The 23058-nt window shown below is 73.7% G+C and carries 20 protein-coding genes and 4 pseudogenes; 13 read left to right on the top strand and 11 right to left on the bottom strand.

From position 1 onward, the window contains the following. Positions 1-261 precede the first annotated feature (261 nt). Complete coding sequence (locus tag V1L54_RS23485) at positions 262-525, top strand: hypothetical protein (RefSeq protein ID WP_330120088.1); 264 nt, start codon at positions 262-264, stop codon at positions 523-525. Between the two features lie 80 nt (positions 526-605). On the opposite strand, the gene V1L54_RS23490 is transcribed toward V1L54_RS23485, so the two are convergent. Next, on the bottom strand, positions 606-1817 hold the full coding sequence (locus V1L54_RS23490) for a pyridoxal phosphate-dependent aminotransferase (protein WP_330120089.1): 1212 nt from the start codon (positions 1815-1817) through the stop codon (positions 606-608). A gap of 110 nt (positions 1818-1927) precedes the next feature. Here V1L54_RS23490 and V1L54_RS23495 point away from each other — a divergent pair, with 110 nt between their 5' ends. The 3 genes and pseudogenes from V1L54_RS23495 to V1L54_RS23505 all read left to right on the top strand — a co-directional run. Beyond that, a complete protein-coding gene (locus V1L54_RS23495) occupies positions 1928-2578 on the top strand; it encodes a winged helix-turn-helix transcriptional regulator (protein WP_330120090.1) in 651 nt (216 codons plus the stop codon). Positions 2579-3329: 751 nt separating this feature from the next. After that, complete coding sequence (locus V1L54_RS23500; protein ID WP_330120123.1) at positions 3330-4586, top strand: ABC transporter substrate-binding protein; 1257 nt, start codon at positions 3330-3332, stop codon at positions 4584-4586. A gap of 107 nt (positions 4587-4693) precedes the next feature. Then, positions 4694-5059: pseudogene (locus V1L54_RS23505) on the top strand (MmyB family transcriptional regulator); the annotation flags it as partial. A 115-nt stretch (positions 5060-5174) separates the two neighbouring features. Here the strand turns inward: V1L54_RS23505 and V1L54_RS23510 are convergent. Next, positions 5175-5750: a TerD family protein gene (locus V1L54_RS23510; protein WP_330120091.1), complete on the bottom strand. Its 576-nt coding sequence runs from the start codon at positions 5748-5750 to the stop codon at positions 5175-5177. Positions 5751-5952: 202 nt separating this feature from the next. Here V1L54_RS23510 and arfB point away from each other — a divergent pair, with 202 nt between their 5' ends. From arfB to V1L54_RS23525, 3 genes and pseudogenes are all read left to right on the top strand, one after another. Continuing rightward, positions 5953-6390 (top strand): alternative ribosome rescue aminoacyl-tRNA hydrolase ArfB, encoded by a 438-nt coding sequence (gene arfB, locus V1L54_RS23515; RefSeq protein WP_330120124.1) that lies wholly within the window; start codon positions 5953-5955, stop codon positions 6388-6390. A 125-nt stretch (positions 6391-6515) separates the two neighbouring features. Beyond that, positions 6516-6854, top strand: a pseudogene (locus V1L54_RS29540) (protein kinase domain-containing protein); the annotation flags it as partial. Between the two features lie 85 nt (positions 6855-6939). Further along, positions 6940-7509 (top strand): hypothetical protein, encoded by a 570-nt coding sequence (locus V1L54_RS23525; RefSeq protein ID WP_330120093.1) that lies wholly within the window; start codon positions 6940-6942, stop codon positions 7507-7509. Between the two features lie 70 nt (positions 7510-7579). On the opposite strand, the gene V1L54_RS23530 is transcribed toward V1L54_RS23525, so the two are convergent. From V1L54_RS23530 to V1L54_RS23545, 4 genes are all read right to left on the bottom strand, one after another. After that, complete coding sequence (locus V1L54_RS23530; RefSeq protein ID WP_330120094.1) at positions 7580-8737, bottom strand: S8 family serine peptidase; 1158 nt, start codon at positions 8735-8737, stop codon at positions 7580-7582. 65 nt (positions 8738-8802) lie between these two features. Next, the gene (locus V1L54_RS23535; RefSeq protein WP_330120095.1) at positions 8803-10137 is read right to left on the bottom strand and encodes a WXG100 family type VII secretion target; all 1335 of its coding nucleotides are present in this window, start codon (positions 10135-10137) and stop codon (positions 8803-8805) included. Between the two features lie 13 nt (positions 10138-10150). Beyond that, positions 10151-10609, bottom strand: a complete 459-nt coding sequence (locus V1L54_RS23540; RefSeq protein WP_330120096.1) for a DUF2563 family protein — start codon at positions 10607-10609, stop codon at positions 10151-10153. Positions 10610-10796: 187 nt separating this feature from the next. Further along, on the bottom strand, positions 10797-11354 hold the full coding sequence (locus V1L54_RS23545; RefSeq protein WP_330120125.1) for a flavin reductase family protein: 558 nt from the start codon (positions 11352-11354) through the stop codon (positions 10797-10799). Positions 11355-11702: 348 nt separating this feature from the next. Here V1L54_RS23545 and cdgB point away from each other — a divergent pair. The 3 genes and pseudogenes from cdgB to V1L54_RS23555 all read left to right on the top strand — a co-directional run. Beyond that, positions 11703-12780: pseudogene (gene cdgB, locus V1L54_RS23550) on the top strand (diguanylate cyclase CdgB); the annotation flags it as partial. A 113-nt stretch (positions 12781-12893) separates the two neighbouring features. After that, a pseudogene (locus V1L54_RS29545) lies at positions 12894-13355 on the top strand (GGDEF domain-containing protein); the annotation flags it as partial. A gap of 137 nt (positions 13356-13492) precedes the next feature. After that, complete coding sequence (locus V1L54_RS23555; protein WP_330120098.1) at positions 13493-14455, top strand: carbohydrate-binding protein; 963 nt, start codon at positions 13493-13495, stop codon at positions 14453-14455. A 59-nt stretch (positions 14456-14514) separates the two neighbouring features. On the opposite strand, the gene V1L54_RS23560 is transcribed toward V1L54_RS23555, so the two are convergent. From V1L54_RS23560 to V1L54_RS23575, 4 genes are all read right to left on the bottom strand, one after another. Then, positions 14515-15354: a class II fructose-bisphosphate aldolase gene (locus tag V1L54_RS23560; RefSeq protein ID WP_330120099.1), complete on the bottom strand. Its 840-nt coding sequence runs from the start codon at positions 15352-15354 to the stop codon at positions 14515-14517. A gap of 64 nt (positions 15355-15418) precedes the next feature. After that, positions 15419-16381: a 1-phosphofructokinase family hexose kinase gene (locus tag V1L54_RS23565; RefSeq protein ID WP_330120100.1), complete on the bottom strand. Its 963-nt coding sequence runs from the start codon at positions 16379-16381 to the stop codon at positions 15419-15421. A gap of 171 nt (positions 16382-16552) precedes the next feature. Beyond that, positions 16553-17749: an N-acetylglucosamine-6-phosphate deacetylase gene (gene nagA, locus V1L54_RS23570; protein WP_330120101.1), complete on the bottom strand. Its 1197-nt coding sequence runs from the start codon at positions 17747-17749 to the stop codon at positions 16553-16555. Beyond that, a complete protein-coding gene (locus V1L54_RS23575) occupies positions 17746-18708 on the bottom strand; it encodes an ROK family protein (protein ID WP_330120102.1) in 963 nt (320 codons plus the stop codon). The genes nagA and V1L54_RS23575 overlap by 4 nt, the downstream gene beginning before the upstream one ends. Before the next feature lie 361 nt (positions 18709-19069). On the opposite strand from V1L54_RS23575, the gene V1L54_RS23580 reads away from it, so the two are divergent. Further along, positions 19070-20101, top strand: coding sequence for a hypothetical protein (locus tag V1L54_RS23580; RefSeq protein ID WP_330120103.1), 1032 nt, complete (start codon positions 19070-19072; stop codon positions 20099-20101). Between the two features lie 72 nt (positions 20102-20173). Here V1L54_RS23580 and V1L54_RS23585 read toward each other — a convergent pair whose 3' ends face one another. Beyond that, the gene (locus V1L54_RS23585; protein ID WP_330120104.1) at positions 20174-21139 is read right to left on the bottom strand and encodes an SIS domain-containing protein; all 966 of its coding nucleotides are present in this window, start codon (positions 21137-21139) and stop codon (positions 20174-20176) included. 201 nt (positions 21140-21340) lie between these two features. On the opposite strand from V1L54_RS23585, the gene V1L54_RS23590 reads away from it, so the two are divergent. Beyond that, positions 21341-21601 carry a DUF3263 domain-containing protein gene (locus V1L54_RS23590; RefSeq protein WP_330120105.1) on the top strand — a complete coding sequence of 87 codons (261 nt, stop codon included), beginning with the start codon at positions 21341-21343 and terminating at the stop codon, positions 21599-21601. Positions 21602-21658: 57 nt separating this feature from the next. After that, the gene (otsB, locus tag V1L54_RS23595) at positions 21659-22531 is read left to right on the top strand and encodes a trehalose-phosphatase (protein ID WP_330120106.1); all 873 of its coding nucleotides are present in this window, start codon (positions 21659-21661) and stop codon (positions 22529-22531) included. Positions 22532-23058 lie beyond the last annotated feature (527 nt).

Raw genomic sequence — 23058 nt, forward strand, 5'->3', positions numbered from 1 at the left:
GGGCATGACCAGGTATATGTATCGTCACCCACAGCAAGTACCCCCGCGACGGGTGTGAGCCGTCCGGGGGCGTGGCCAACGCTGCGAAGGAGCGTCGACGTGGGTGAGCTTATCCGTTGCTGTCTCGGGTGGGTCAGGGCTGTGGTGTGGCCGCCGGGCGGCGGGCGGCACCGGGCCGGCGGGGGCGGCGGCCCGGTGAGCTGACGGCTGCTGCACTGCTGCCGGTGCGGACGGCTGACGGACCGGCCGATCCTGGTGGAGGTGATCGAGGGCGGTTCCGGTCCGGGCGGGATGCTGTACGCCTGCCCGGCGCACGCCCGCTGGCTCACCCGGCCGGGGGCCCCGGCATGGATCGCCGGGGAACTGCGGGCCCTGGCGGCGGAGGAGGGCTACCGCTCGGTGGCGTGCCGCCTGGGGCAGCACGTCACGTGCCGGGAGGACGCGGAGCCCGTACCGCCCTGTGAGGGCGTCACCGTCCTGCGCTGCTCCTGTCCCTGCCACCCGGCGCCCGTCCCGACGGGGTGACGCGAGCGGTGTCCGTGCCGCTCGCCGGACTCCCCGGCGGGCGGCGCGGGCGCGGGCGCCGTGGGGCACCGGCGCGGAGGTCACTGCCGGTAGCCGGTGAGGAAGCGGCCGATGCGGCTGATGGCCGCGTCGAGGTCGTCGGCGGCCGGCAGGGTGAGGATGCGGAAGTGGTCGGGGCGGGGCCAGTTGAAGCCGGTGCCCTGCACGACCTGGATCTTCTCGCGCAGCAGCAGGTCGAGGACGAACTTCTCGTCGTCGTGGATGCGGTGCACGGCCGGGTCCAGCCGGGGGAAGGCGTACAGGGCGCCCCTGGGTTTGACGCAGGAGACGCCGGGGATCTCGTTGAGCTTCTCCCAGGCCCGGTCGCGCTGCTCCCGCAGCCGCCCGCCGGGCAGCACCAGTTCCCGGGCGCTGCGGGGACCGGCGAGGGCGGCCCGGACGGCGTACTGCCCCGGGGCGTTGGCGCACAGCCGCATCGAGGCGAGCATGCGCAGGCCCTCCAGGAAGTCGGCGGCGTGGTGCTTCGGGCCGGAGACCACCAGCCACCCCGCGCGGTATCCGGCGACCCGGTAGGCCTTGGACAGACCGCTGAACGTCAGGCACAGCACGTCGGGGGCGACGACGGCGGCCATGTGGTGGACGTGGTCGTCGTAGAGGATCTGGTCGTAGATCTCGTCCGCGAACACCATGAGGTGGTGGCGGCGGGCGAGGTCGAGCATGCCCTCCAGGATCTCGCGCGGGTAGACCGCCCCGGTGGGGTTGTTGGGGTTGATGATCACCAGGGCCCGGGTCCGGTCGGTGATCTTCGCGGCGAGGTCGTCCAGGTCGGGGAGCCAGTCGGCGCCCTCGTCGCACAGGTAGTGCACGGGCCTGCCGCCCGCCAGGGTGGTGACCGCCGTCCACAGGGGGAAGTCGGGGGCGGGGATCAGCACCTCGTCCCCGTCATCCACGAAGGCCTGGACCGCCATGGAGATCAGTTCGGAGACGCCGTTGCCCAGGTAGACGTCCGCCACGTCCACCTCGGCCAGCCCGCGCTCCCGGTAGTACCCGGCCACCGCCTGCCGGGCCGGCAGTATGCCGCGGGAGTCGGTGTAGCCGTGGGACTCGGCCAGGCCGCGGCCCACCTCCCGCACGATCTCCTCGGGCGCCTCGAAGCCGAACAGCGCCGGGTTGCCGGTGTTCAGCCGCAGCACGCTGTGCCCGGCGGCCTCCAGGGCGTCGGCGTGCTCGATGACCGGCCCGCGGATCTCGTAGCAGACCCCCGTCAGCTTGCTCGACTGCCTGAACTCCATGCGACGCGCTCCTGACCTCGTCCTGCCTCGGCTCTCACCCGTGCCCGGCAGCCTACTTGGTTTTTCCAAGTCTACGGTTGGAATTTCCAACTCTCGCCTACACTGGCGGCATGCCGCGCCGAACCTACGATCAGTACTGCGCCGTCGCCCGGGCCCTGGACCGGGTGGGCGACAGATGGACCCTGCTGATCGTGCGGGAGCTGCTGGCGGGCCCGCGCCGGTACACCGACCTGCACGCCGACCTGCCCGGCGTGAGCACCGACGTCCTCGCCTCCCGGCTCAAGGACATGGAGAAGGACGGCCTGGCCGCCCGCCGCCGCCTCCCGGCGCCGAGCGCGTCCACCGTGTACGAGCTCACCGAGCGCGGCCGGGAGCTGACCCCGGTGCTGGCCGCGCTGGCCGGCTGGGGCGCCGCCGAGCTGGCCGGGCGCGGTCCCACCGACGCCGTACGGGCTCACTGGTTCGCCATCCCGCTGCTGCGCCGCCTCGCCGACGCCGCCGCCCCCCGCACCGGGGTGGCCGAGGTCAAGGTCGACGAGGGCGTCTTCCATCTGCGCCTCACGGCCGACGGCCCGTCCTACGGGGACGGCCCGGCGCAGCGGCCGGACGCCCGTCTGGTGATGCGGACGGACACCTGTGTCGCCCTCGTGCAGGGACGCCTGACCGTCCCGGAGGCGCTGGCGGCGGGCGCGGTCGAGATCACGGGGGAGGGGGCGCTGGCCGGGGCGTTCCGCTCCCCGGCCGCGGCGGGGAGCCGCTGAGCCGCCGCCGGCCCGCCGGGCGTTCCGGCCTGGATCGCCGAGGAGCCGCGGGATCCGGCCGCGGAGGGGGCTACCGATCGGTAACTTGTCGTTCGGGGCGGTACGCCGCCCGCCGGAAGCACCCGCGGGCCGCGCCGCCGTGCGAGGGCGTCGCCGTCCTGCCCCGTGCCCGTTCCCGGTGCGGCGCCGAACAGGCCCGTCGAGCGGCGGCCCGAAGATCGTAACTCTGAGTCATTGACAACAGAACGGTAAGGAAGTGGTAGAAGACTTGACCTGTTCTGCGCGCCGATCCTAGGGTTCGAGAACTTAAATCCCATGTGTAGACACGAAATGATCGGGAATCCACGCGGCCGCCGTCGTCGCCGCCGCCCGGACCGATACGCGCGAGGCAGGAAGTCGATGCGGCCGTTGCGGCGGGCCGCCCGGCCGCCGCTGCGGGCCTGCCACCGGCGCACGCGTTTCTCCCCGGGATCTTCGGTATGGGGGAACACAGGTGAAGGGTCTCCGGGCGCGGCCGCTTCCGGCCGCGGGGGGTTAGTCGCGCGACTGCCATAGGACGGCCCGTCGCCGTGTGGTGAAGGCCGATTCCGCGCAGCCCTTACCTGTCCCGTTCAAGCAGCCTTACGTCACTACTGAAATTCTCATAGCTCTTTCCGGAAGGTGCACGATGCAGAGAGCAGCGCTGGGGTCCACCACGGCGGGCCGCAAGGGATTCCGGCGGCACCGTGCCGTCACACTGACGGCGGCGGCCATGGCCGCCTCGCTGGTGCTCACCGCCTGCGGCAGCGGTAGCTCCAGCGAACCGGCCGGTGACGCCCTGGAGGTCTGGATCTACCAGGACGCCTCGGTCAAGGTGCAGGAGGCCGCCGTCGAGCGTTTCAACGAGAAGTCCGACGTCAAGGTCAAACTCGTCCCGGTGCCCGGTGAGAGCTACCAGGACAGGATGCGCACCGCCATGGGCACCTCCAACGCCCCCGACATCTTCTTCAACTGGGGCGGCGGCAGCATCCGCAGTTTCGTCGAGAAGGACATGCTGGTCGACCTCACCCCCGAGTTCGAGGCGGACGCCGATCTCAGCAGCGCGTTCATCCCCTCGATCCTGGAGTCCGCCAAGATCGACGGGAAGTACTACGGCGTCCCGATGCGCGGAATGCAGCCGGTGATCCTCTTCTACAACAAGGACGTCTTCAAGAAGGCGGGCAACGAGCAGCCCCCGTCGGACTGGAAAGAGCTCCTGGCGCTGATCGACGTCTTCAAGGAGCAGGGCGTCACTCCCTTCGCGCTGGCCGGTACGACCGCCTGGACCGAGCTGATGTGGGTCGAGTACCTGCTGGACCGCATCGGCGGCGCCGAGGTCTTCGACCGGATCCAGAATGGCGACTCCGAGGCCTGGGGCGACCCGGCCGTCCTGAAGACCGCCGAGACCATCCGCGACCTGGTGGACCGGGGCGCGTTCGGCGACACCTTCCAGTCCGTCGACTACACCTCCGACGGCGCCTCCACGCTCTTCGCCAAGGGCAAGGCCGCCATGCACCTGATGGGCAGCTGGGAGTACTCCAACCAGCAGACCAACCAGCCGGAGTTCGCGGAGAAGGGCCTGGACTGGGTCACCTTCCCCGAGTTCCCCAAGGGGAAGGGCGCCACCGGGAACGTGGTGGGCAACCCGGCCAACTTCTGGTCGATCAACTCCAAGCTGGAGGGCAAGGAGCGCGAGGCGGCCATCGAGTTCGTCAAGACCGCCGCCGACGAGGAGTACGTCGAGGAGATGGTGGACAACGGCGAGGTCCCCGCCACCACCAACGCCGAGAACATGCTCATCGGGCACCCCGCCCCGGGCTACGCGCTCTTCCAGTACGACCTGGTGCGCGACGCCTCGTCCTTCACCCTCTCCTGGGACCAGGCGCTGCCCGCCCAGCAGGCCACGCCGATGCTGACCAACATCCAGAAGCTGTTCAACAAGCAGCTCAGCCCCGAGGAGTTCGTCGAGGAGATGAAGTCCCTCAAGTGAGGCGGACCGGGTGAGGCGGACGGCGGCCTGACCGCCGCTCGACCGACGCGGGCGGGCCGGCCCGGGGCACTGTCCCGGGCCGGCCCGCCCGCACGTGCGCCCGGACCGGGCGGCGGCTGTGCGGGGTGCCGGAACCGGAGGACTTCGCCCGGGTCGCGGCCCGGGGACTGCGCTCCGCCGTCGCACGCCACCCCGGCGACCCGGAGGTGACCGGACCGGTGGACGAACCGCGGGCCGGCAGCGAGCGCTTCGCCCGGCTGTGGGCCACCCGTGACGTGAGCGCCGAGCCCGTTCCGCGCAAGACCTTCCGGCACCCCCAGGCCGGCCCCGTCGACGCCGACTGCGGCGCACTGGACATCACCGACCGGGACCAGCGGGTCCTCGTCTGCACCGCCGACCCCGGCTCGCCGTCCGAGGAGGCGCTGCGGCTGCTGTCGGTCATCGGCACGCAGCGCATGGACGTGCCCGGCTGAGCCCGGCCGGGGCGGGGCTGGGCGGGGGACGACGGAACGCGGGAGGGCGCCCGGCACCGCGCGTGCGGCACCGGGCGCCCTCCCGTGAAGCGCCGGGGCGGCGCCGGGGCGTCCGTCAGACGCCGACGCCGAAGTCCTGGGCGATGCCCGCCAGGCCCGAGGCGTAGCCCTGGCCGACCGCGCGGAACTTCCACTCCGCGCCGTGGCGGTACAGCTCGCCGAAGACCATGGCGGTCTCGGTGGCCGCGTCCTCGCTCAGGTCGTAGCGGGCGATCTCGGTGCCGCCGGCCTGGTTGATGATGCGGATGTAGGCGTTGCGCACCTGGCCGAAGTTCTGGCTGCGGCTCTCGGCGTCGTAGATCGACACCGGGAAGACGATCTTGTCGATGTCGGCGGGCAGCGCCGCCAGGTTGACGTTGATCTGCTCGTCGTCGCCCTCGCCCTCACCCGTGCGGTTGTCACCGGTGTGGACGATCGACTGATCCGGGGTGGCCTTGTTGTTGAAGAAGACGAAGTGCTGCTCCGAGTAGACCCGGTTGTCGGCCTTCACCGCGATGGCGCTGGCATCGAGGTCGAAGTCGGTGCCGGTGGTCGTACGGACGTCCCAGCCGAGGCCGACCGTCACGGCGGTCAGGCCGGGGGCCTCCTTGGTGAGCGAGACGTTGCCGCCCTTGGACAGGCTTACAGCCATGGGGATGCCCTTCTGTGCTGTTTCACTATCTGGTGGCCCTGGGCCTGGCCGGCCCGGATGCATGGTTCGTTGTCTACCCTCTCCAACGCCGTCGGCCGGTGAAGGGGTTCCACGATTCTTTACCTTCTTTGCCGGCCTCGCGGGGAGGCGCGGAACCGGTGTGGCGGAAAACGCCGTGACGCCGGCCCCGCCGGGCGGGATCATGGGAGGCATGCCCGGGCCCTATCTCATACGCGGCTCGGTCTCCCTGCCGGAGGCCGAGCTGGTCTGGCGTTTCTCCCGCTCCTCCGGGCCCGGCGGCCAGCACGTCAACACCTCCGACAGCCGTGCCGAGCTGCGCTTCGACCTCGCGGGCACCGAGGCGCTGCCCCCGGTGTGGAAGGAACGCGCGCTGGAGAGGCTCGCGGGACGGCTGGTGGACGGGGTGCTCGTCGTACGGGCCGGGGAGCACCGCTCCCAGTGGCGCAACCGCGAGGCCGCCGCCGTACGGATGACCGCCCTGCTGGCGGAGGCGACGGCTCCGCCACCGCGTCCGCGCAAGAAGCGCGGCGTCCCGCGCGGCGTCAACGAGCGGCGGCTGCGGGGCAAGAAGCACCGCGCCGACATCAAGCGCGGCCGCTCCGGCCGCGACTGGACCTGAGGACCCGCCGCTCCCGCCGCTGTCACCCCGGGGCGCTGGGCTCCCGCGCCGTGGACACAGGAGGGCCTGCGAGACGGGTGATCGACGACCGCTTCGAGCTGGTGGGGCGGCTCGGCGGCGGTGGCATGGGAGTGGTGTGGCGGGCACGGGACCTGACCCTCCACCGCGACGTGGCGGTGAAGGAGGTGCGGCCGCCGGACCCCGGGCTCACCGAGTACGACTCGGAGGCCGCCCGCCACCTGCGGGAACGCGTCCTGCGGGAGGCCCGGGCGCTGGCCCGCGTCCACCATCCGAACGTGGCGACCATCCACCACATCGTGGACGACGGCGAGGGGACCTGTCCCTGGATCGTGATGGAGCTCGTCACCGGCGGCTCGCTCCAGAACCGGTTCGACAAGGGGCCTCTGACCTCCGGGGAGGCCGCCCGGACGGGCCGCGAGGTGCTGGCCGGACTGCTGACCGCGCTGCTCGTACGGGACCCGGCGGCCCGGCCCGACACGGAGGCCGTGGACCGGATGCTGGCGGCGGCAGCGGCGGGGCAGGAGGAGGGTGCCGCCTCCCCCTCCGCCTCCTCCGGCGGCTCCCCGGCCGGGGACCGCCAGCGACGGCGACAACGGCAACGCCGATGACGCCGATGACGCCGATGACGGGGACGAGGCCGCCGGCCTGCTGACCCCCGAGGGGATCCGCACCGCCGTCACCGAACTCGAGAAGGTGACGAGCGGGACGGCCGTCACCCAGCTCGCGATCTACGAGGAGTACGCGATCGCCCAGGCACCGGTGAAGGGCGACAAGAAGCTCTACGACCGGTTCACCTACCGCGCCGGAAGCGACGCGGCCGTCCGCGACGGCGCCGGCGGCGCCATCACCGACGGCACCGTGCCGGTGGACCCGGGCGAGTACGACTGGGACACCGTGCCCGGCCTGCTCGGCCGGGCCGAGCGGCCCCTCGGTGTGGAGAAGCCCACCATGCGGTACGTCCTCGTCTCGCCCGGGTCGACGGTCTTCGACTCGGGGCCGAGCATGAACGTCCACCTCACCGACGACTACGGCGGCGCGTATCTGAAGGCGACGCCCGAGGGGGAGGTCGTCGCGACCTGCCCGAGGGAGAACGGCTGAGACATGACGCAGGGCCCGTACCGCCGACGAACGGTGGTACGGGCCCTGCCGTCGGTCCGTCAGCCGCCGGTCATGCCCGGCGCCGTACGGTGATGACGCCCGCGGTGGCGGCGACGACCACGAGTGCGGCGGCTCCGATGCCGATGGCGAGCCACGGCGTCCCGCTGCCGCCGCTTTCCTCCGACGCGGCGGTCTGCTCCCCGCCGGAGTCGGCGGAGGAGTCGTCGCGGTTCTTCGCGTCTTCCGCATCGGTGCCGTCGTCGGCCTCGGGGGAGGGCGACTTGGAGGCTTCGAGGGAGGCGAAGTGCTTGGAGAACAGCGGGCTCTTGTCAGCCGGCCCGGGGTCGCCGTCCCCGTCGACGAGGACCTGTGCGGGCCTGACGATGCCGTGACCGAGGTACATGCTGGGCTTCTCACCCCTCATCGACCGCCCCGTCGTCTCGATCATCACCCGCAGGACCTGGTGGTTGGTCCAGTCGGGGTGCTCGGACCAGATGAGGGCCGCCGTGGCGGATGCGACGGCAGCCGCCTGGCTGGTGCCACCAGGATCGCCGGGAGCCGAAAGCGCCAGGTGAGGGCCGTAGTTGGAGAAGTCGGCGACCTTTCCGTCCTCACCCACCGCACCTACGGTGACGACGCCCGGTAGCACAGACGGATATTCGCTCTTCTCCACATGGCGACCGGCATTTCCCGATGCGGCAAAGATGATCTTTCCGCGCTCGTTGGCTTCGTTGATCGCGTCCTGCATCTCAAGGAGGGTCTCGTAGTCCAGAGTTTCCAGACCCTGCGAAATGTTGATGACCTTGGCATCGCTCCTGGCCGCGTACCTAATGGCATTGACCAGCGTCTTGTCCCAACTGGTGATGAAGTCGGTTTCGACGTGTGTCCGCACCGGAAGGATTTTTGCCTTGGGCGCCAGGCCCTGAAGGCTGTTCGCCGTTCCCGTACCGGCGATCAAGGTGGCCATTTCGGTTCCGTGGCCGGTCACGTCCTCGTGGGCATCGGGGTCGTCCGAGGTGAAGCTCTTACCGGGCAGCAGCCTGTCTTCCAGGCCGGGGACCGGTTTCACGCCGGAGTCGATGACGGCGACCGTCACGCCTTCGCCCTTGGCGACCTTCCACACCTCCGGAATGCTCATGGCATCGAGATACCACTGCCGGTCCGCTGCGACAGCAGGCGGTGAGAACAGCCCCAGAGACATGAGCATGGCCGCCAGCAGCGCCACCACGCTAAGCGCTCGCCTCTGCGGGGGGAGGGCATGGGTTCGCATGGAACAGTGCACTTCCTCGGGAGTTAGTCGATGACCGGTGGCACCACGTTCCGCTGCCCGGCTGCCCATGTCTCCTCGTCCTCGGCGAGGTAGTCGGGCCGGTCGGGGCCGCGTCGGCGATTATCCGGGGGAGGATTCGTGGTGGCCGGCCGTGCTGCCATGCCGGGGGCGGTGCCTCCTCCTCGGACGAGTCCGGTACCGCCCGGAGTGAACTCCCTGCGGCCACTGCTCGCACGAGGCGTTCCAGCGGTGCCGCCAGGCTGCGACGCCATGGGGGGACGTCCCGCGTGCGTGCCGTTGTTAGCCGGAGTTCCGTTACCCATGCCCCCGGGGTAGCCCCCCACAGGCCGCCCCGCCGAAGGGTGCTCTCCACCGATGACGGGTCCGCGGGGGATGCCGGGCGTGAGGTTGCCCACCGGGCGGGACGTCCCGCCCGTGATGCCGTTGCCGCCGCCTGCCTGTGGCCGGCCGACAGGGGAAGTGCCGGTGACGGGAGCACGGGACGACAGGCGATCGGCTCGCTGGGCCGGCCCGGTGGACGGCACTGGGGCCACCGGCAGTGTCGATGGCCCGTTGGAGGACTGCTGAGGAGCCGGATTGGCGGTCTGCGGCCGGACCTCGTTGGCGGAGGGCAGGGTGACGGAGTCGAGCGTCGTGTTCGTATGACGGTCGGTCACGGGAGAAGGGTGGTTGGCTACAGAAGAGGAACGCGCTTCCGTACCGCCCACTCCGCTGCCGTACGTGGAGAAGGACTTGTCAGGGGCGGTGCTTGATTCCCGGTAGGACGTTGCGTCCCTCGTCCCGGCACTTGCCGCCGTGCTCAAGGTGCCCGTGTTGCCCGAGGCGCCCGCAGAGCCGAATTCTGCGGGGTCACCCGGCGGCGCTGCGAAGTTCGGCTCCTCCGCCGCCCGCATGCTCTCTCCGGCCATCCGGTAGTACGACGACAGCCGGTTGAGCTGGTTGATCGCCTCCTGGCGCTTCTTCTCCTCCGCCTCCTGGCGGGCCCTGTCCTTCTCCGGGTCGGCGTAGCACATCTCGTTGGGAGCCGGGACGGCGGCCTTGGCCTCGGTCAGGGCCTGGCTCGCGTTCACCATGTGGTTTCCCAGGGTGCGGACGTACGCGGCGAACCGCATCGACTCCAGCGCGAACTGCTGCCCCCACTCGCGGAAGGATTCGGCGCCCTGGCCCTCCCACTTCACCCGGTCGATGTACGCGCGCAGTTCGCTGCCGATGCCGTCCAGGTCGGAACCGGCGTTGGAGAGCGCGTGGCCCCGGGACGAGAGCAGACCGGGGTTGGCCTTCGAGACCATCGCGTGCAGCGCCGCGAGCGACTTGCCCTCGAACTCGCCTGTGGCCATCTCTGACCTCCCCCTAGCTGAAGTCCTCGTTCGGGTTGTCGGACTTGTCGGCGACCGCGGCCTCGGTGTCCGGTGCCGTCTCCGGAGCGTTCTGGCGCTTGTGCTGGTACTCCTCCACCTGCTGCTGGATCGACTGGAAGCGCCGCAGGTGGTCGTCCTCGACGCCCTGGTAGCCCTTGTCCACGATCTGGGTGGCGATGCCCAGCGCCTCCAGCTGGTCGCCGAACAGCCGCGAGAGGGTCTTCAGTTGTGTGTGCACCTTGTCATACAGGGCTGACAGGTCCTCGGCCGCGCTGAAGCCCGTGCCGTACGCGTCCGGGGTGACGGTCTGGTTGCCGATGTGCTTGGGGGACGCCGGAGAGCCCGCCAGCTGGTCGAGGATGCCGTCGATGCGCTTCTTGAACGCGGTGAGGGTCTCGGCCTCGTAGTCGAGGTCCTTGCCGCCTCCGCCCGTGTCGCGCCAGTCCGTCATGCCCTTCCCGCTCCCCCGGTCGGCGATTCAGTCGGCCAACTCGGCCAGTCGGCCAGGTGGCAGAGCGAGTCTACGGTGCCGTAGATCGCCGGAGGCAGAGGGAATCGGGGCATGGGCGCGTAATCGGCCAAGGAGCGCGACGCGCCGGTGAACCCGTTGACGGCGGTACGCGGGTACGCGGGTGGTACTACGCCAGCCGCCGGTACCGGCCCCGGAAGTACGTCAGCGGGCTCTTCTCCGCGCTCGGCAGCGCGGTGGCCAGCACCCGGCCGATCACCAGGGTGTGGTCGCCGGCGGCCACCCGCTGCTCGGTGCGGCACTCCACGGTGGCCAGGGCGCCGCCGACCAGGGGGGCGCCGGAGGTCTCGCCGCGGACGACGGGCATGTCCTGGAAGAGCAGCCGGTCGCTGACCCGGCCCCGCATGGAGAAGCGGCCCGCGATGTGCCGGTGGTCCTCGGCGAGGAGCGAGGCGGCCCACAGTGGCTGCCGCTCCAGCAGTTCGTCCATCCGGGAGTCCTCGCGGACGCTCACCAGCACCAGCGGCGGGTCCAGCGAGACCGACAGGAAGGCGGTCGCGGTCATCCCCACGTCCTCGCCGCGCGGCCCGTCCTCCGGGTCGTACGCCGTCACCAGCACCACACCCGCGGCCAGCCGTGCCATCGCGGCACGGAACTCCTCCTCGCTCACCCCTCCAGCATGGGGGAGGCCGGGGGCCTGCTGCGAAGTGGGGACGTTCTCGGACATCTGCTGCTGTGGTGTCGGGTGCACATCATGAACGCTAGACGCCGCCGCGGGGGCGCGCATCGGTCCGGGGGACCAGGCCGGTCCCGCCCCGGACCTAGGTACACCGGCTGAACGTTCCGCAGGTCAGAGCCGGGATTTGCGTTCCGCAAGAGTGCGGGAGCGAGGGGGCGCCGCCGGGCGCGGCGACCGTGCGCCCCCGTCTTGTTGTGACATGAGTCACACAGTGGGGGAATTGTTGACCCTGTGTACCGACTGGGCAGCTCACTGTGATTCAGTGGCTTGTCAGAGAAGACGTTTAAAAGCGGATCATCTGGAGTTGCCCACTCAGGAACCAGAGGGGGGAGGGCGATGGAAGCCGAGTCGGAGCCCTATGTGCGCCTCGCCACCCTGCGCATGCTCCACCAGTCCATGGCGGAGCTCAACACCGGGCGCAGCCTGGCGGACACCCTGCAGACCGTCGCCGACGGGGTCGTGAAGGGCCTCGACTTCGAACTGGCCGCGGTCAACCTCGTCAAGCCCGACGGGGACCTCGTGGTGGCCGCCGTCGCGGGCAGCGAGGGCGCCGAGGCCATGCTGGCGGGCCGTACGGGCTCGCGCGCGGCCTGGGAGCGGCGGCTGGCCATGGGGGAGCGCTGGGGCGAGCTGCGGTTCATCCCGTACACCGAGTCGTGGGTCCTGCTCGACGACGACGTGCCGCAGTGGCACGCCGCCGGGCCGGCCCCCCGGTACGCCGACGAGTGGCACCCCATGGACATCCTCCTGGCGCCGATGTACTCCTCCGACGGCGATCTGCTGGGCGTCATCTCCGTCGACAAACCCCGCACCGGGAGGCGCCCGGGAGCGTGGGGGCGCGAAGCGCTGCAGATGTACGCCTTCCAGGCGGGCATCGCGATCAGCAACGCGCGTTTGCGGGCGAACATGCAACGCGCGCTGGTCCGGCTGGAGCGCGAGCAGCAGGCGCTGCGGGCCAGCGAGGAGAGCTTCCGGCAGGCGTTCGAGTACGCGCCCAGCGGCATGGCCGTCGCCGAGCTGGGCGGCGACCACCACGGCCGGCTGGTGCGGATCAACGACGCCCTGTGCCGGCTGCTGGGCCGCCCCGCCGCCACGCTGCGGCGGTACGGCTTCTCCGACCTGGTCCACCCCGAGGACCTGGCCACCCTGCTGCGCACCTCCGCCGAGGGCGGCCGGGCCGAGCTGCGGCTGTGCCGGCGCGACGGGTCGTACGTGTGGGTGTCCCTGCGCAACTCCGTGGTCGCCGACGCGGCCGACGGCCCGCGCTTCCTGCTCACCCACGTAGAGGACATCGAGGAGCGCAAGCGGCACGAGCTCCAGCTCGCCCACCGGGCCAGCCACGACGCGCTCACCGGGCTGCCCAACAGCGCCGAGCTGCGGGCCAGGCTCAGCGCCCGGCTGTGCGACAAGCCCGTGGCGGTGTCCGGCGCGGCGCAGCTGGCGCCCAGCGGAGCGGTGCTCGGCGGCGGGTTCGCGGAAAGCGGCCCGGGGGGCGGTGCCGCGGGCGGCTTCACCGGCGCGTTCCCGGAGCCGGTGAGCGGCTTCGACCACCATGTGCACACCTTCCCGCCCACCGTCGACAGCCCCGCCGAGAAGGGGCTGGCGGTCCTCTTCTGCGATCTCGACGGCTTCAAGTCGATCAACGACCGCTTCGGCCACCACTGCGGCGACGCCGTGCTGATCGAGGTGGCCCGGCGGCTGGCCAACGGGGTGCGGGAGAACGACACGGTCGCCCGGCTGGGCGGTGACGAGTTCGTGGTGCTGGCCGACAACCTGGCCCGCTCCGACGCGCAGGACCTGGCGGTACGGCTGCGCAACGCGATCATCCCGCCCATCAGGGTGGATGGCCGCGCGGTGCGGGTCGGGGCCAGTTTCGGGATCAGCTGGGCGGGGTGCGGGATGTCCGCCGAGGAGGTTCTGCACTCCGCGGACCAGCGGATGTACGTCGAGAAGCGGTCGCGTTCGAAGGCCCAGCGCAGGGCGGGCTGAGTTCCGTTCCAGGCCGCCCGGACTGTTCCGGAACGGTTACGGGGCCGGTACGCAACCGAGTGCAAGGAGGACACTCCCTTTACCCCGAAAGAGGTAGGCTGCGCCGGGCAGGTACCCGTAGTGGAGGAGCGCACGGAATGACCGCCGGTAACAACGGTTCGGGCACGCCGGAGAACGACGACCCGTTCGCCTACCTCTACCGCTCCGACGGCAGCGCGGGCGGAGGTGCGGGCGGCGCGGCGACGCAGCAGCCCGGGGTTCCCCGGACCTCGTACAACCAGGTCCGGGCGGTGGGTGAGCGCCGGTACGGCGGCCAGCAACCGCCGCAGCAGCCCCACCCGCAGCAGCCGCAGCCGAACGCGCACTACGCGGCCCCCGAGACCGTGCCCGGCGGCCGGGCCGCGGTCCGGCACGGCGCCGCGGCGGGCCCCGGCGGGCGCGCGGCGGCCCGGGGCCGCAACCACAAGGGCCTGCTGGTCGGCGCCCTCGCGGTCGTCGCGGCCGTGGTGCTCGGGGTGGGCGCGGCCATCGCCTTCAGCGACGACGAGGGCTCGGCCGGGAACCAGGCGGGCAGCGTCCAGGAGCCCGGCGCCGACGGCGGCGCGGGCCAGGACGGCGAGGGCGGTCAGGACAAGGAGAAGAACGCCGACCAGGACAAGAAGCCGCAGAGCACCCTGCCCGAGGAGGACGCGGTCAGCCTCCGGCTGGAGGGCGGCCCGGCGGTGGCCGGCGACATCCCCGGCGCCAAGGCCAAGGGCGGCAAGTACGTCGCCGGCTTCAACGCCCCCGGCGCCTCCGCCTCCTGGAGCTTCGACGTCCCCGAGGACGGCAAGTACACGCTGTTCGTCGGCTACGGGGTGCCCGGCAAGGACGCCGACTCCACGCTCGTGGTGAACGGCGAGCCCCGTGAGCAGGGGCTCAACATGAAGAACTTCGCCCAGGCCAAGGAGGGCGAGTGGGACAAGGGCTGGACCCGCACCTTCGCCTGGCTGGACCTGAACAAGGGCACCAACACGGTGCAGATCTCCTGCGCGGAGGGCAACCAGTGCGAGTTCGTCCTCGACCAGGTGTGGCTGAAGAAGGGGCACGTCCGCGGCTGACGGCCGGCACCGGGCCCTGACGGCGGTCCGGGCTTCGAGCCGGTCCGGACCTTCGGACTTCAGGGGGCGACGGCCTTCAGGAAGGCCGCCACCGTCTCGGCCATCGCCTCGCGGGCCGTCCGCAGACATCCGCGCGGGTCCACCGTCCGCGCGTCCCCGGCCAGGGCCGCCCGGACGGCGCCGGTGAAGGCGGCGTTCAGCGCCGTCCCCACGTTGATCTTGGTCATGCCGGCGCCGACCGCCCGCCGCAGCTCCCCGTCCGGCACCCCGGAGGAGCCGTGCAGCACCAGTGGTACGGACAGGGCCCGGCGCAGCTCGGCGATCAGGGCGTGGTCGAGGACGGCGGTGCGCTCGGTCATCGCGTGGGAGCTGCCGACGGCGACGGCGAGGGCGTCCACCCCGGTGGCCGCAGCGTACTCCGCCGCCTCGGCCGGATCGGTGCGCACTCCCGGGGTGTGCGCGTCGCCGGGCTTGCCTCCCACCCGGCCCAGCTCCGCCTCCACCCACATGCCGTGCCCGTGGCCGAAGCGCACCGCGTACGCGGTGGCCTCGACGTTCTCGGCGTAGGGCAGCCTCGAGGCGTCGAACATCACCGAGCCGAAGCCCGCCGCGGGGGCGGCGTGGAGCAGTTCGGTGCTCTCCACGTGGTCCAGGTGCAGGGCCAGCGGCGCGCCGGAGGACCGTGCCACGGCCGCCGCGGCGGCGGCCACGGGGCCGGGCCGGCCGCCGTGGAAGCGCACAGTGTTCTCCGACACCGCGAGGATCGCGGGGGCGCCCGCGGTCTCCGCTCCGGCGGCGATCGCCTCGGCGTGCTCCAGGGTGACGACGTTGAAGGCCAGCAGGCCGCGGCGGGCGGCGTACGCGGCCCGGAGGAGTTCCGCGGTGTCCACCAGTGGCATGTCCCGCCCCGTTCCCGTGCCGTGTGCCGTGCTGTCCGTGTGGCGTGCTGTCCGTGGCGGGCCGTCAGGCCGCCACCGTCTGCGGGTTGACCGTCACCTCGGGCAGCAGTTCCTCGTAGAGCGCCCGGTCGAACTCGCCGGCCGCCGCGGCCCCCACGGTCGCCGCCGCCAGCGCGGCGGCCCGGGCCAGCCGCTCCGGCCAGGCCAGCCCCTCCACCAGGCCCGCGAGCAGCGCGGCGACCACCGAGTCGCCCGCGCCGGCCGGCGCGCCCGCCAGCCGCCGGGGCGGGGGGACGCACCAGGTGCCGTCCGGGGTGAGCGCCAGCAGCCCGTCCGCGCCCAGGGAGGCGACGACGCTCCGCGCCCCGCGCCGCCGCACCAGCCGCGCGGCGTGCAGCGGCTCGGTGGAGCCGGTGATCCCGGCCAGTTCCTCGGCGTTGGGCTTGACGAGGTCCGGCCGGGCGGCGAGCCCGCGCCGCAGCGGCTCCCCGCCGGTGTCCAGCAGGACCGGCACGTCCGCGGCGCGGGCGGCGCGTATGAGCGTCCCGTACGCGCCGACGGGCACGCCGGGCGGCAGGCTGCCGCACAGGGCGACGGCGTCGGCGCCGGGCAGCAGACCGCGGTAGGCGTCCAGCAGGCGCTCCCACTCGCCGGGGGCGATGTGCGGGCCCGGCTCGCCGAACAGCGTGGCGCTCCCCGTCCCGCCGCCCGCCCCCGCCCCGGAGTCCGGCGGGCACTCCGGCACGACCGTCACGGTGCGGCGGGTGGCGCCGGCCGTGGCCACCAGCGCGTCCGTCACGGAGGTCTCCGCCGCGAGCAGTTCCCGCAGCCGTTCCCCCGCGGTGCCGCCGGCGAATCCCGTCACCACCGTCCCGTGCCCCAGCGCGGCCAGCACCCGGGCCGCGTTCACGCCCTCGCCGCCCGGGCGCTCGGTCACCTCCCGGACGCGGTGGGAGCCGTGGAGTTCCAGACGGGGAACGCGGTAGGTGATGTCCAGGGCCGCGTTGAGCGTGACGGTCAGGATCATCGGGGCTCCACCTCCCACCGGCGGGCGTACGTCTGCGCGTGCGTCTTCGCGGGCCTTCCGCGGTACCGCGGTGCCGCGGGTGCGGCGACCGCGCGAGCGATCATGCCAAAGCGGCGGCGGTTGGCCCAGGGTGCGTGGGCCAACCGCCGCCACATCGTTGTGAACCGCGCGTCATCCCGCGGCGCGGGCGCCGGGGGAGACCACCCACTCGCCCTTGCGCATGACACCCGTGAGGCGGTACTCGGCGTCCAGCACCACCAGATCGGCGTCCTTGCCCGGCTCGATCGACCCCACCCGGTCGGCCACCCCCAGCAGCCGCGCCGGATTGGCCGACAGGGCCCGCACCGCGTCCTCGACCGGCAGTCCGTCCACCGTCACCGCGCGCCGCAGCGCCCGGTCCAGGGTGAGCGTCGAGCCGGCGATCGAGCCGCCCTCGGCCAGCCGGGCGACACCGTCGGTGACCCGTACGGTCAGCGGGCCGAGCGGGTAGAGGCCGTCGCCCATCCCGGCCGCGCCCATGGCGTCGGTGACGAACGCCACCCGGCCGGCCCCCGCGCGGGCGAAGGCCAGCCCCAGGACGGCCGGGTGCAGATGGACGCCGTCGTTGATCAGCTCGACCGTCACCCGCTCGTCCGCCAGCAGCGCCGCCACCGGGCCGGGCGCGCGGTGGCGCAGCACGGGCATCGCGTTGAACAGGTGGGTGGCGACCGTGGCGCCCGCCTCGACGGCCTGGAGCGTCGCCTCGTACGTGGCGTCGGTGTGACCGACGGCCGCGATCACGCCCTCCTCCACCAGCAGCCGCACCGACTCCAGACCGCCGGGCAGCTCCGGCGCGAGCGTCACCATCCGCGCCGTGCCGCGCGCCGCGTCCAGCAGCTTGCGGACGTCGGCCGGGTCCGGGTCGCGCAGCAGGGCGGGGTCGTGGGCGCCGCAGCGGTGCGCGGAGATGAACGGCCCCTCGAAGTGGACGCCCGCCAGCTCGCCCTGCTCGACCAGCTCCGACAGCACCGCCGCCTGCCGGGACAGGTCCTCCAGGTCGCCGGTCACCGTGGAGGCGACCAGGGTGGTCGTGCCGTGCGCCCGGTGGGTGGCGACCGCCCGCAGCGACTCCTCGGCCGAGCCGGAGGAGAAGGAGGCGCCCCCGCCGCCGTGGACGTGCATGTCGACGAAGCCGGGCACGATCCAGTGCCCGGTCAGGTCGAGCGTGCCCGCCTCGCCTGGGGCGTCGGCGGCGATCCGGCCGCCCTCGACGGTCACCCGCCCGTTCCCGTCCACCCCGTCCGGCCGCACCACCCGGGCGCCGGTCAGCACGGTGCGCCGGGCGGACCCCTGAGCCGGCCCCTGAGTGGACACCGTCTTCGCCGTCATGGGCTCGAAACCTCCGCGGAGAGTAGGTCCCAGGCGAGGAGACCCGCGCCCAGGCAGCCGGCGGCGTCCCCGAGGGCCGCCGGGACGATCGTGGGGAGCCGCTGGAAGGTGGCCTTCGCCGTCAGGGCCGCGCGCAGCGGGTCCAGGAGCGTGGCGCCCGCCCCGGCGAGCCCGCCGCCGACGATCACCGTCCGCGGGTCCAGCAGGGTCACCGCGGTGAGCAGGCCCTCGGCGAGCGCGTCCACCGCGTCGTGCCAGACGGCGGCGGCCCGCGCGTCGCCCGCCTCGACGGCCGCGGCGGCGCCGGCCGCCGTCGCCGCCGGATCGCCGCTCGCCCGTGCCCAGGCCCGGCCGACGGCGGCGGCCGAGGCGAGCGTCTCCAGACAGCCGCGCCGCCCGCAGCCGCACTCCGGGCCGTCCGGGCGTACGGTGATGTGGCCGAGCTCGCCCGCGCCGCCGTGCGCCCCGGGCTCCACCCGGCCGTCGATGCCGATGGCCCCGGAGATGCCGGTGCCCAGCGCCGTGAACAGGAAGCGGTCCACCCCCACCCCGGCCCCGAGCCGCCCCTCGGCCAGCCCGCCGGCGCGCATGTCGTGCCCGACGGCGGCGGGCACCCCGCCCAGCCGGTCGGCGAGCAGGGCGCGCAGCGGGACGTCCCGCCAGCCGAGGTTGGCGGAGTAGACGGCGGTCCCGCGCGCCTCGTCGACCAGCCCCGGCACGGCGGCCCCCACGGCGGCCGGCTCGGCGCCGTACCGCTCGACCCCGGCCTTGCGCAGTTCCGCGGCGAAGGCGAGGACGCCCTCGACGACGGCCTCCGGCCCGTCCTGGCTGCCGGTGGGCCGCCGCTCCCGCAGGAGCGGCGTGCGGTCGGCGCCGATCAGGGCGGCCTTGATGCCGGTGCCGCCCACGTCGAGGGCTACGACGTACGGGGTGTAGGCGGTGTCGCTGTCACGGGTCACGGGGACAGTGTCACCCGCGCCCCGGCAAAGGTCTAGTCCACTCCCGCGATCTCTCACCGTACGGACGCCTCCGGCCGTCCCTCTGCCGCGTCCCCCTCGTCTTCGTCCCCGTGTCCGGCCCCGCCGGATGCGGGGGTGGCACGGTCTTCCGTAGGGTCGGCGGCGTGTGGGCCGTCCGGCCGGGGTGGAGCCGGTGGCGGGGCGAGAGTGTGGGGGCTGGGTGACCGACGCGGGGCGGGAAGACGGAGCGGCCGGGCGGAGACCCGGCAGGCGGACGAGGAGCGGTGCCGGAGGCAGGCGCGGTCGGCGGTTCCGCCGTCCCCGGACCGCCGTCCCCGCCGTCGCCGTCGCTCTGGCGGTGGTGGGCGGGCTCGTCCACTGGGGACTGAACAGGGCTGGTGCCGACGACGACGCCGGGAGCGTCTGCGGCGGTCTGCTCGCCCGGGAGGAGATCGCGCCCCTGGCGATCGACGACAAGGGGGAGTACGAGTCCTCCCCGGCCGAGTTCCTGGACGAGGAGGGGGGGTACCGCAGCCGGCTCGACGAGAAGCGGGGGAGGATGTCCCGCTGCCCGGTGTGGCAGCGGGAGGGGAAGGTCGCGACCTTCGAGGTGATGCGGGCCTGGGACTTCGGCCCGTACCGGAGCGAACCGATCCCGGTGAGCCGGTACTTCGGGGTCTCCCCGCTCGGCTCCGGCCTCAACGGCTGGACGGAGGAGGAGCGGGCCGTGGTGTGGCTGCCCGAGGGGTGCTCCCGGAGCCTCGGCGTGAAGGACGGCGAGCCCGTCCAGGTGGTGCTGGAGCTGGAGAACCCCCTCCCCGCGAGCCGGTTCGGCACGGATCTCACCAGGAGGCTCACGGCCGGGGTCCTGATGAGCTACGCGGGCAACCTGGCCGAGGAGAAGGACTGCGGCTCGGCGGACTTCCGGCTCACCGGCGAGGTCCCGGGGGACCCGGTGGAGGAGGAGCTCCCGGCGGACTCCCAGTGCGGTCTGCCCGGCTTCACCGCGTCGAGAGCGCTGGCGGACCGCGAGGCGCTCGCCCAGCACCGGACGGGCGAGCCCGGGGAGAACTGGAGCTGTGTGCTGACCCGCGGCAACGGCACCCCGTGGCCCTATCTGCTGGCCGCGTTCGCCGTCACCGGCGACGAGCGGCTGGTCGACCGCCACCGCAGACCGGACCGCGAGGAGTCGGAGGACTTCCGTACGGACCTCGTCGTCTGTGCCGGACACGAGTACCTGGTGACGATGGCGTACCCGGCGGCCGACGCCTGGAGCCGCTCGGAACACGAGCGGCTGGAACTGGAGCACGCGGAGAGCGAGCTCCAGCCCCGGGACACCCTCTACGAGGCGTTCCTCGGCACGATACGCCCCGAACTGGGCTGCTCCGCCTGACGCGCGCGGCGCCGCGCCGGGACCGTCACGTCCCCGCCCCGCCACCGGTGCGGAGCCGGGGCGGGGCGCGCGTCAGCGCAGGATCACGCTGCGGGTGAGGTTGCGGGGGTGGTCCGGGTCGGTGCCGTGGGACTCGGCCACGGCCACCGCCAGGCGCTGCACGCGGATCAGGTCGGCCATCGGGTCCAGGGCGCCCTCGCCGGTGCCCGCGCAGTCGGACTCCGCCAGCAGGGTGCCGCCCGCCGCGGCGATGTCGCCGGACAGCCCTTCCGGCAGGGAGCCCAGCACCCAGACGAGGCGGTGCGGACCGGCGATCGCCACCGGGCCGTGCCGGTACTCCATCGCCGGGTACGCCTCGGTCCACGCCCCGGCCGCCTCGCGCAGCTTCAGGGCCGCCTCCAGGGCCAGCCCGTACGTCCAGCCGCGCCCCAGGAACGTCCACTGCTCGGCGGCCGGTGCCGCCGCCGGAAGCGGCTGGACGACGGCCAGCTCCGCGTCGACCGCCGCCCGCTCCACCGGCTTCACCCCGGCCGGGAGCGCGCCGTGCCACTCCAGGCCCGCGCGCAGCAGGGCCAGGGCCGTGGTGGCGAAGCGGGTCTGGACGACGGACTCCTCGTCCGCCCAGTCCAGTACGACGGCCCGGTCGGCGGCGTCCGCCGCGGGGGCGGCGCGGTCCGCGGTCAGGACGGTGACCGGGACCGCCGGTGAGCCGCCCCGCAGCGCGGCGACCAGGTCCAGCACCTCGGAGGTGGTGCCGGAGCGGGTGATCGCCACCACCCGGTCGTAGGCGCGCCTCACCGGGAACTCCGAGGCCGCGAAGGCGTCCGTCTCGCCCTGCCCGGCGGCCTCGCGCAGCGCCGCGTAGGACTGCGCGACGAACCAGGAGGTGCCGCAGCCGGTCACCGCCACCCGTTCACCCGGCCGGGGCAGCGCCTCCGCCGTCTCGCCCCCCGCTCCCACGGCCTCGGCCGCCCGCCGCCAGCTGCTGGGCTGGGTGGCGATCTCGGCGGCGGTACGGGACTGCTCGGCGGCGGCCATGCGGGGGGCTCCTCGGAAGCGGGGGCGTTCTTCGGACGGTTTTCCGGCGGTTCTGCGGGCACTGGGTACAGGCATGTGCATAGCAGCCCTGACCTGCGGAGGAGAAGGAGCGTTGCCGAAGCGATACGCGGTGCGGCGCGGGCCGGGCGGGTGCCGTACGGCCCGGGATGCGGTGTCCGGAGGCGGCAGTAGGTTGGAGGGGTGAGCACCGGTAGCGAGCAGCCGCGCGAGGACGGCGGCCTGTCCGAGCAGGACCAGGCCGTGCTCGCCGTCGAGCGGCGCGGCTGGTCCGGCCCCGGCGCCAAGGAACGGGCGATACGCGAGCGGCTGGGCATCTCGCCGACCCGCTACTACCAGCTCCTCAACGCCCTGCTGGACGATCCGCGCGCCCTCGCCCACGACCCGGTCACCGTCAACCGCCTGCGCCGCCGCCGGGACGAGCAGCGCGGCCGGCGGCGGTGACGGCGCCGGCGGGCGGGGCCGGACGTAGGGTGCCCGCCGCTGGGTAGGGTCCCCGGCATGGGCAGCCACTCCTCACCTCAGCTTCCGGAGCAACTCCCCACCCCGGCCACCCCCGCCGGGCGCGACGGCCTCGCCGCGCTGCTGGCCGACCCCGGGCGGGCCGTGGTCGCACTCGACTTCGACGGCACGATCGCCCCCATCGTCCCCGACCCCGACCAGGCCCGCGCCCATCCGGACGCGGTGCCCGTCCTCGCCCGGCTGGCGCCGCTGCTGCGGGCCGTGGTCGTCGTCACCGGCCGCCCGGCCGAACTGGCGGCGCGCTACGGCGGCTTCACCGGGGCGGCGGGCCTGGAGCACCTGGTGGTGCTCGGCGCGTACGGCGCGGAGCGCTGGGACGCGGCCACCGGCGAGGTCACCGCGCCGCCCCCGCCCCCCGGGGTGGCGGCGGCCCGTGCCGAGCTGCCGGGGGTGCTGGAGAAGGCGGGCGCGCCGGACGGGACCTGGACCGAGGACAAGGGCCGGGCCGTGGCCGTCCACACCCGCCGCGCCGCCGATCCGGCGGCGGCCTTCGAGCTGCTGCGCGAGCCGCTGCGGGAGCTGGCCGAACGGCACTCGCTGTCCGTCGAGCCGGGCCGCTTCGTGCTGGAGCTGCGGCCCCCGGGCATGGACAAGGGCGTGGCCCTGACGGACTTCCTGCGCGAGACCGGCGCGGGCTCGGTGCTCTACGGCGGCGACGACCTGGGCGACCTGGCCGCGTACGACGCGGTGGACCGGCTGCGCGGCGCGGACGTGCCCGGGGTGCTGCTGTGCAGCGGCAGCGAGGAGGTCACGGCGCTGGCCGAGCGGGCGGACCTGGTGGTGGACGGCCCCGCCGGGGTCGTCGGCCTGCTGGGGGAGCTGGCGGACGTCCTGGCCGGACGGGCGGGCTGACGGAGGACGGCGGCGGGCGCGGTCCGGTTCGCGCCCGCCGCCCGTGCGGGTACTCGCCGCACCTGCCGCACCGCCCGCCGCGGGCGGGGCGGCGGAACGGTGCGGGCCGCGGGTCCGGCTCCGGCGCGCCCTCGGCGGGTCCGCCCGCCGGAGCGGGCCGCCCGGGTCCCGGGGAGGCGGGCCCCGTGGGCCGGCCCCGTCGGTCGTGGCCGGCCTTGCCGCGCGTGGCGCGGTCCCGCCGCTGTCGTGGGCCGGCGATGTGTCGGGGACTTGTCGGTCGGGTCGGCCGGGTCCGTGCGGGCCTGCCGCGTCTCCTCCGGGCCGGGCAGGTCGTGTCCGGTGCCGTTTCGAGGCGTGCCGGGCGTGGCGTGGCCCCGCCGCTGTCGTGGGCCGGTGACCGGCCCGGTTGCCTGCCGGACGGGTCGGCCGGTGCCCGCGGTGCCCGCTCGGGACCGACCCCGCTGACCGCGCGCGGTCGGCTGTGCTGTGCCGTACGTGGCGGCCCGCCGCTGTCGTGGGCCGGTGGG

It is taken from the genome of Streptomyces rubellus (genome assembly GCF_036323805.1).
Lineage (GTDB): Bacteria > Actinomycetota > Actinomycetes > Streptomycetales > Streptomycetaceae > Streptomyces.

Coding starts and splice junctions, on each gene's coding strand:
- otsB (WP_330120106.1), top strand. CDS start 21,659: ATGGGCAGCCACTCCTCACCTCAGCTTCCGGAGCAACTCCCCACCCCG.
- V1L54_RS23565 (WP_330120100.1), bottom strand. CDS start 16,381: ATGATCCTGACCGTCACGCTCAACGCGGCCCTGGACATCACCTACCGC.
- arfB (WP_330120124.1), top strand. CDS start 5,953: ATGGGAGGCATGCCCGGGCCCTATCTCATACGCGGCTCGGTCTCCCTG.
- V1L54_RS23555 (WP_330120098.1), top strand. CDS start 13,493: ATGACCGCCGGTAACAACGGTTCGGGCACGCCGGAGAACGACGACCCG.
- V1L54_RS23510 (WP_330120091.1), bottom strand. CDS start 5,750: ATGGCTGTAAGCCTGTCCAAGGGCGGCAACGTCTCGCTCACCAAGGAG.
- nagA (WP_330120101.1), bottom strand. CDS start 17,749: ATGACGGCGAAGACGGTGTCCACTCAGGGGCCGGCTCAGGGGTCCGCC.
- V1L54_RS23500 (WP_330120123.1), top strand. CDS start 3,330: ATGGCCGCCTCGCTGGTGCTCACCGCCTGCGGCAGCGGTAGCTCCAGC.
- V1L54_RS23560 (WP_330120099.1), bottom strand. CDS start 15,354: ATGCCACTGGTGGACACCGCGGAACTCCTCCGGGCCGCGTACGCCGCC.
- V1L54_RS23540 (WP_330120096.1), bottom strand. CDS start 10,609: ATGACGGACTGGCGCGACACGGGCGGAGGCGGCAAGGACCTCGACTAC.
- V1L54_RS23535 (WP_330120095.1), bottom strand. CDS start 10,137: ATGGCCACAGGCGAGTTCGAGGGCAAGTCGCTCGCGGCGCTGCACGCG.
- V1L54_RS23490 (WP_330120089.1), bottom strand. CDS start 1,817: ATGGAGTTCAGGCAGTCGAGCAAGCTGACGGGGGTCTGCTACGAGATC.
- V1L54_RS23495 (WP_330120090.1), top strand. CDS start 1,928: ATGCCGCGCCGAACCTACGATCAGTACTGCGCCGTCGCCCGGGCCCTG.
- V1L54_RS23545 (WP_330120125.1), bottom strand. CDS start 11,354: ATGTCCGAGAACGTCCCCACTTCGCAGCAGGCCCCCGGCCTCCCCCAT.
- V1L54_RS23585 (WP_330120104.1), bottom strand. CDS start 21,139: ATGGCCGCCGCCGAGCAGTCCCGTACCGCCGCCGAGATCGCCACCCAG.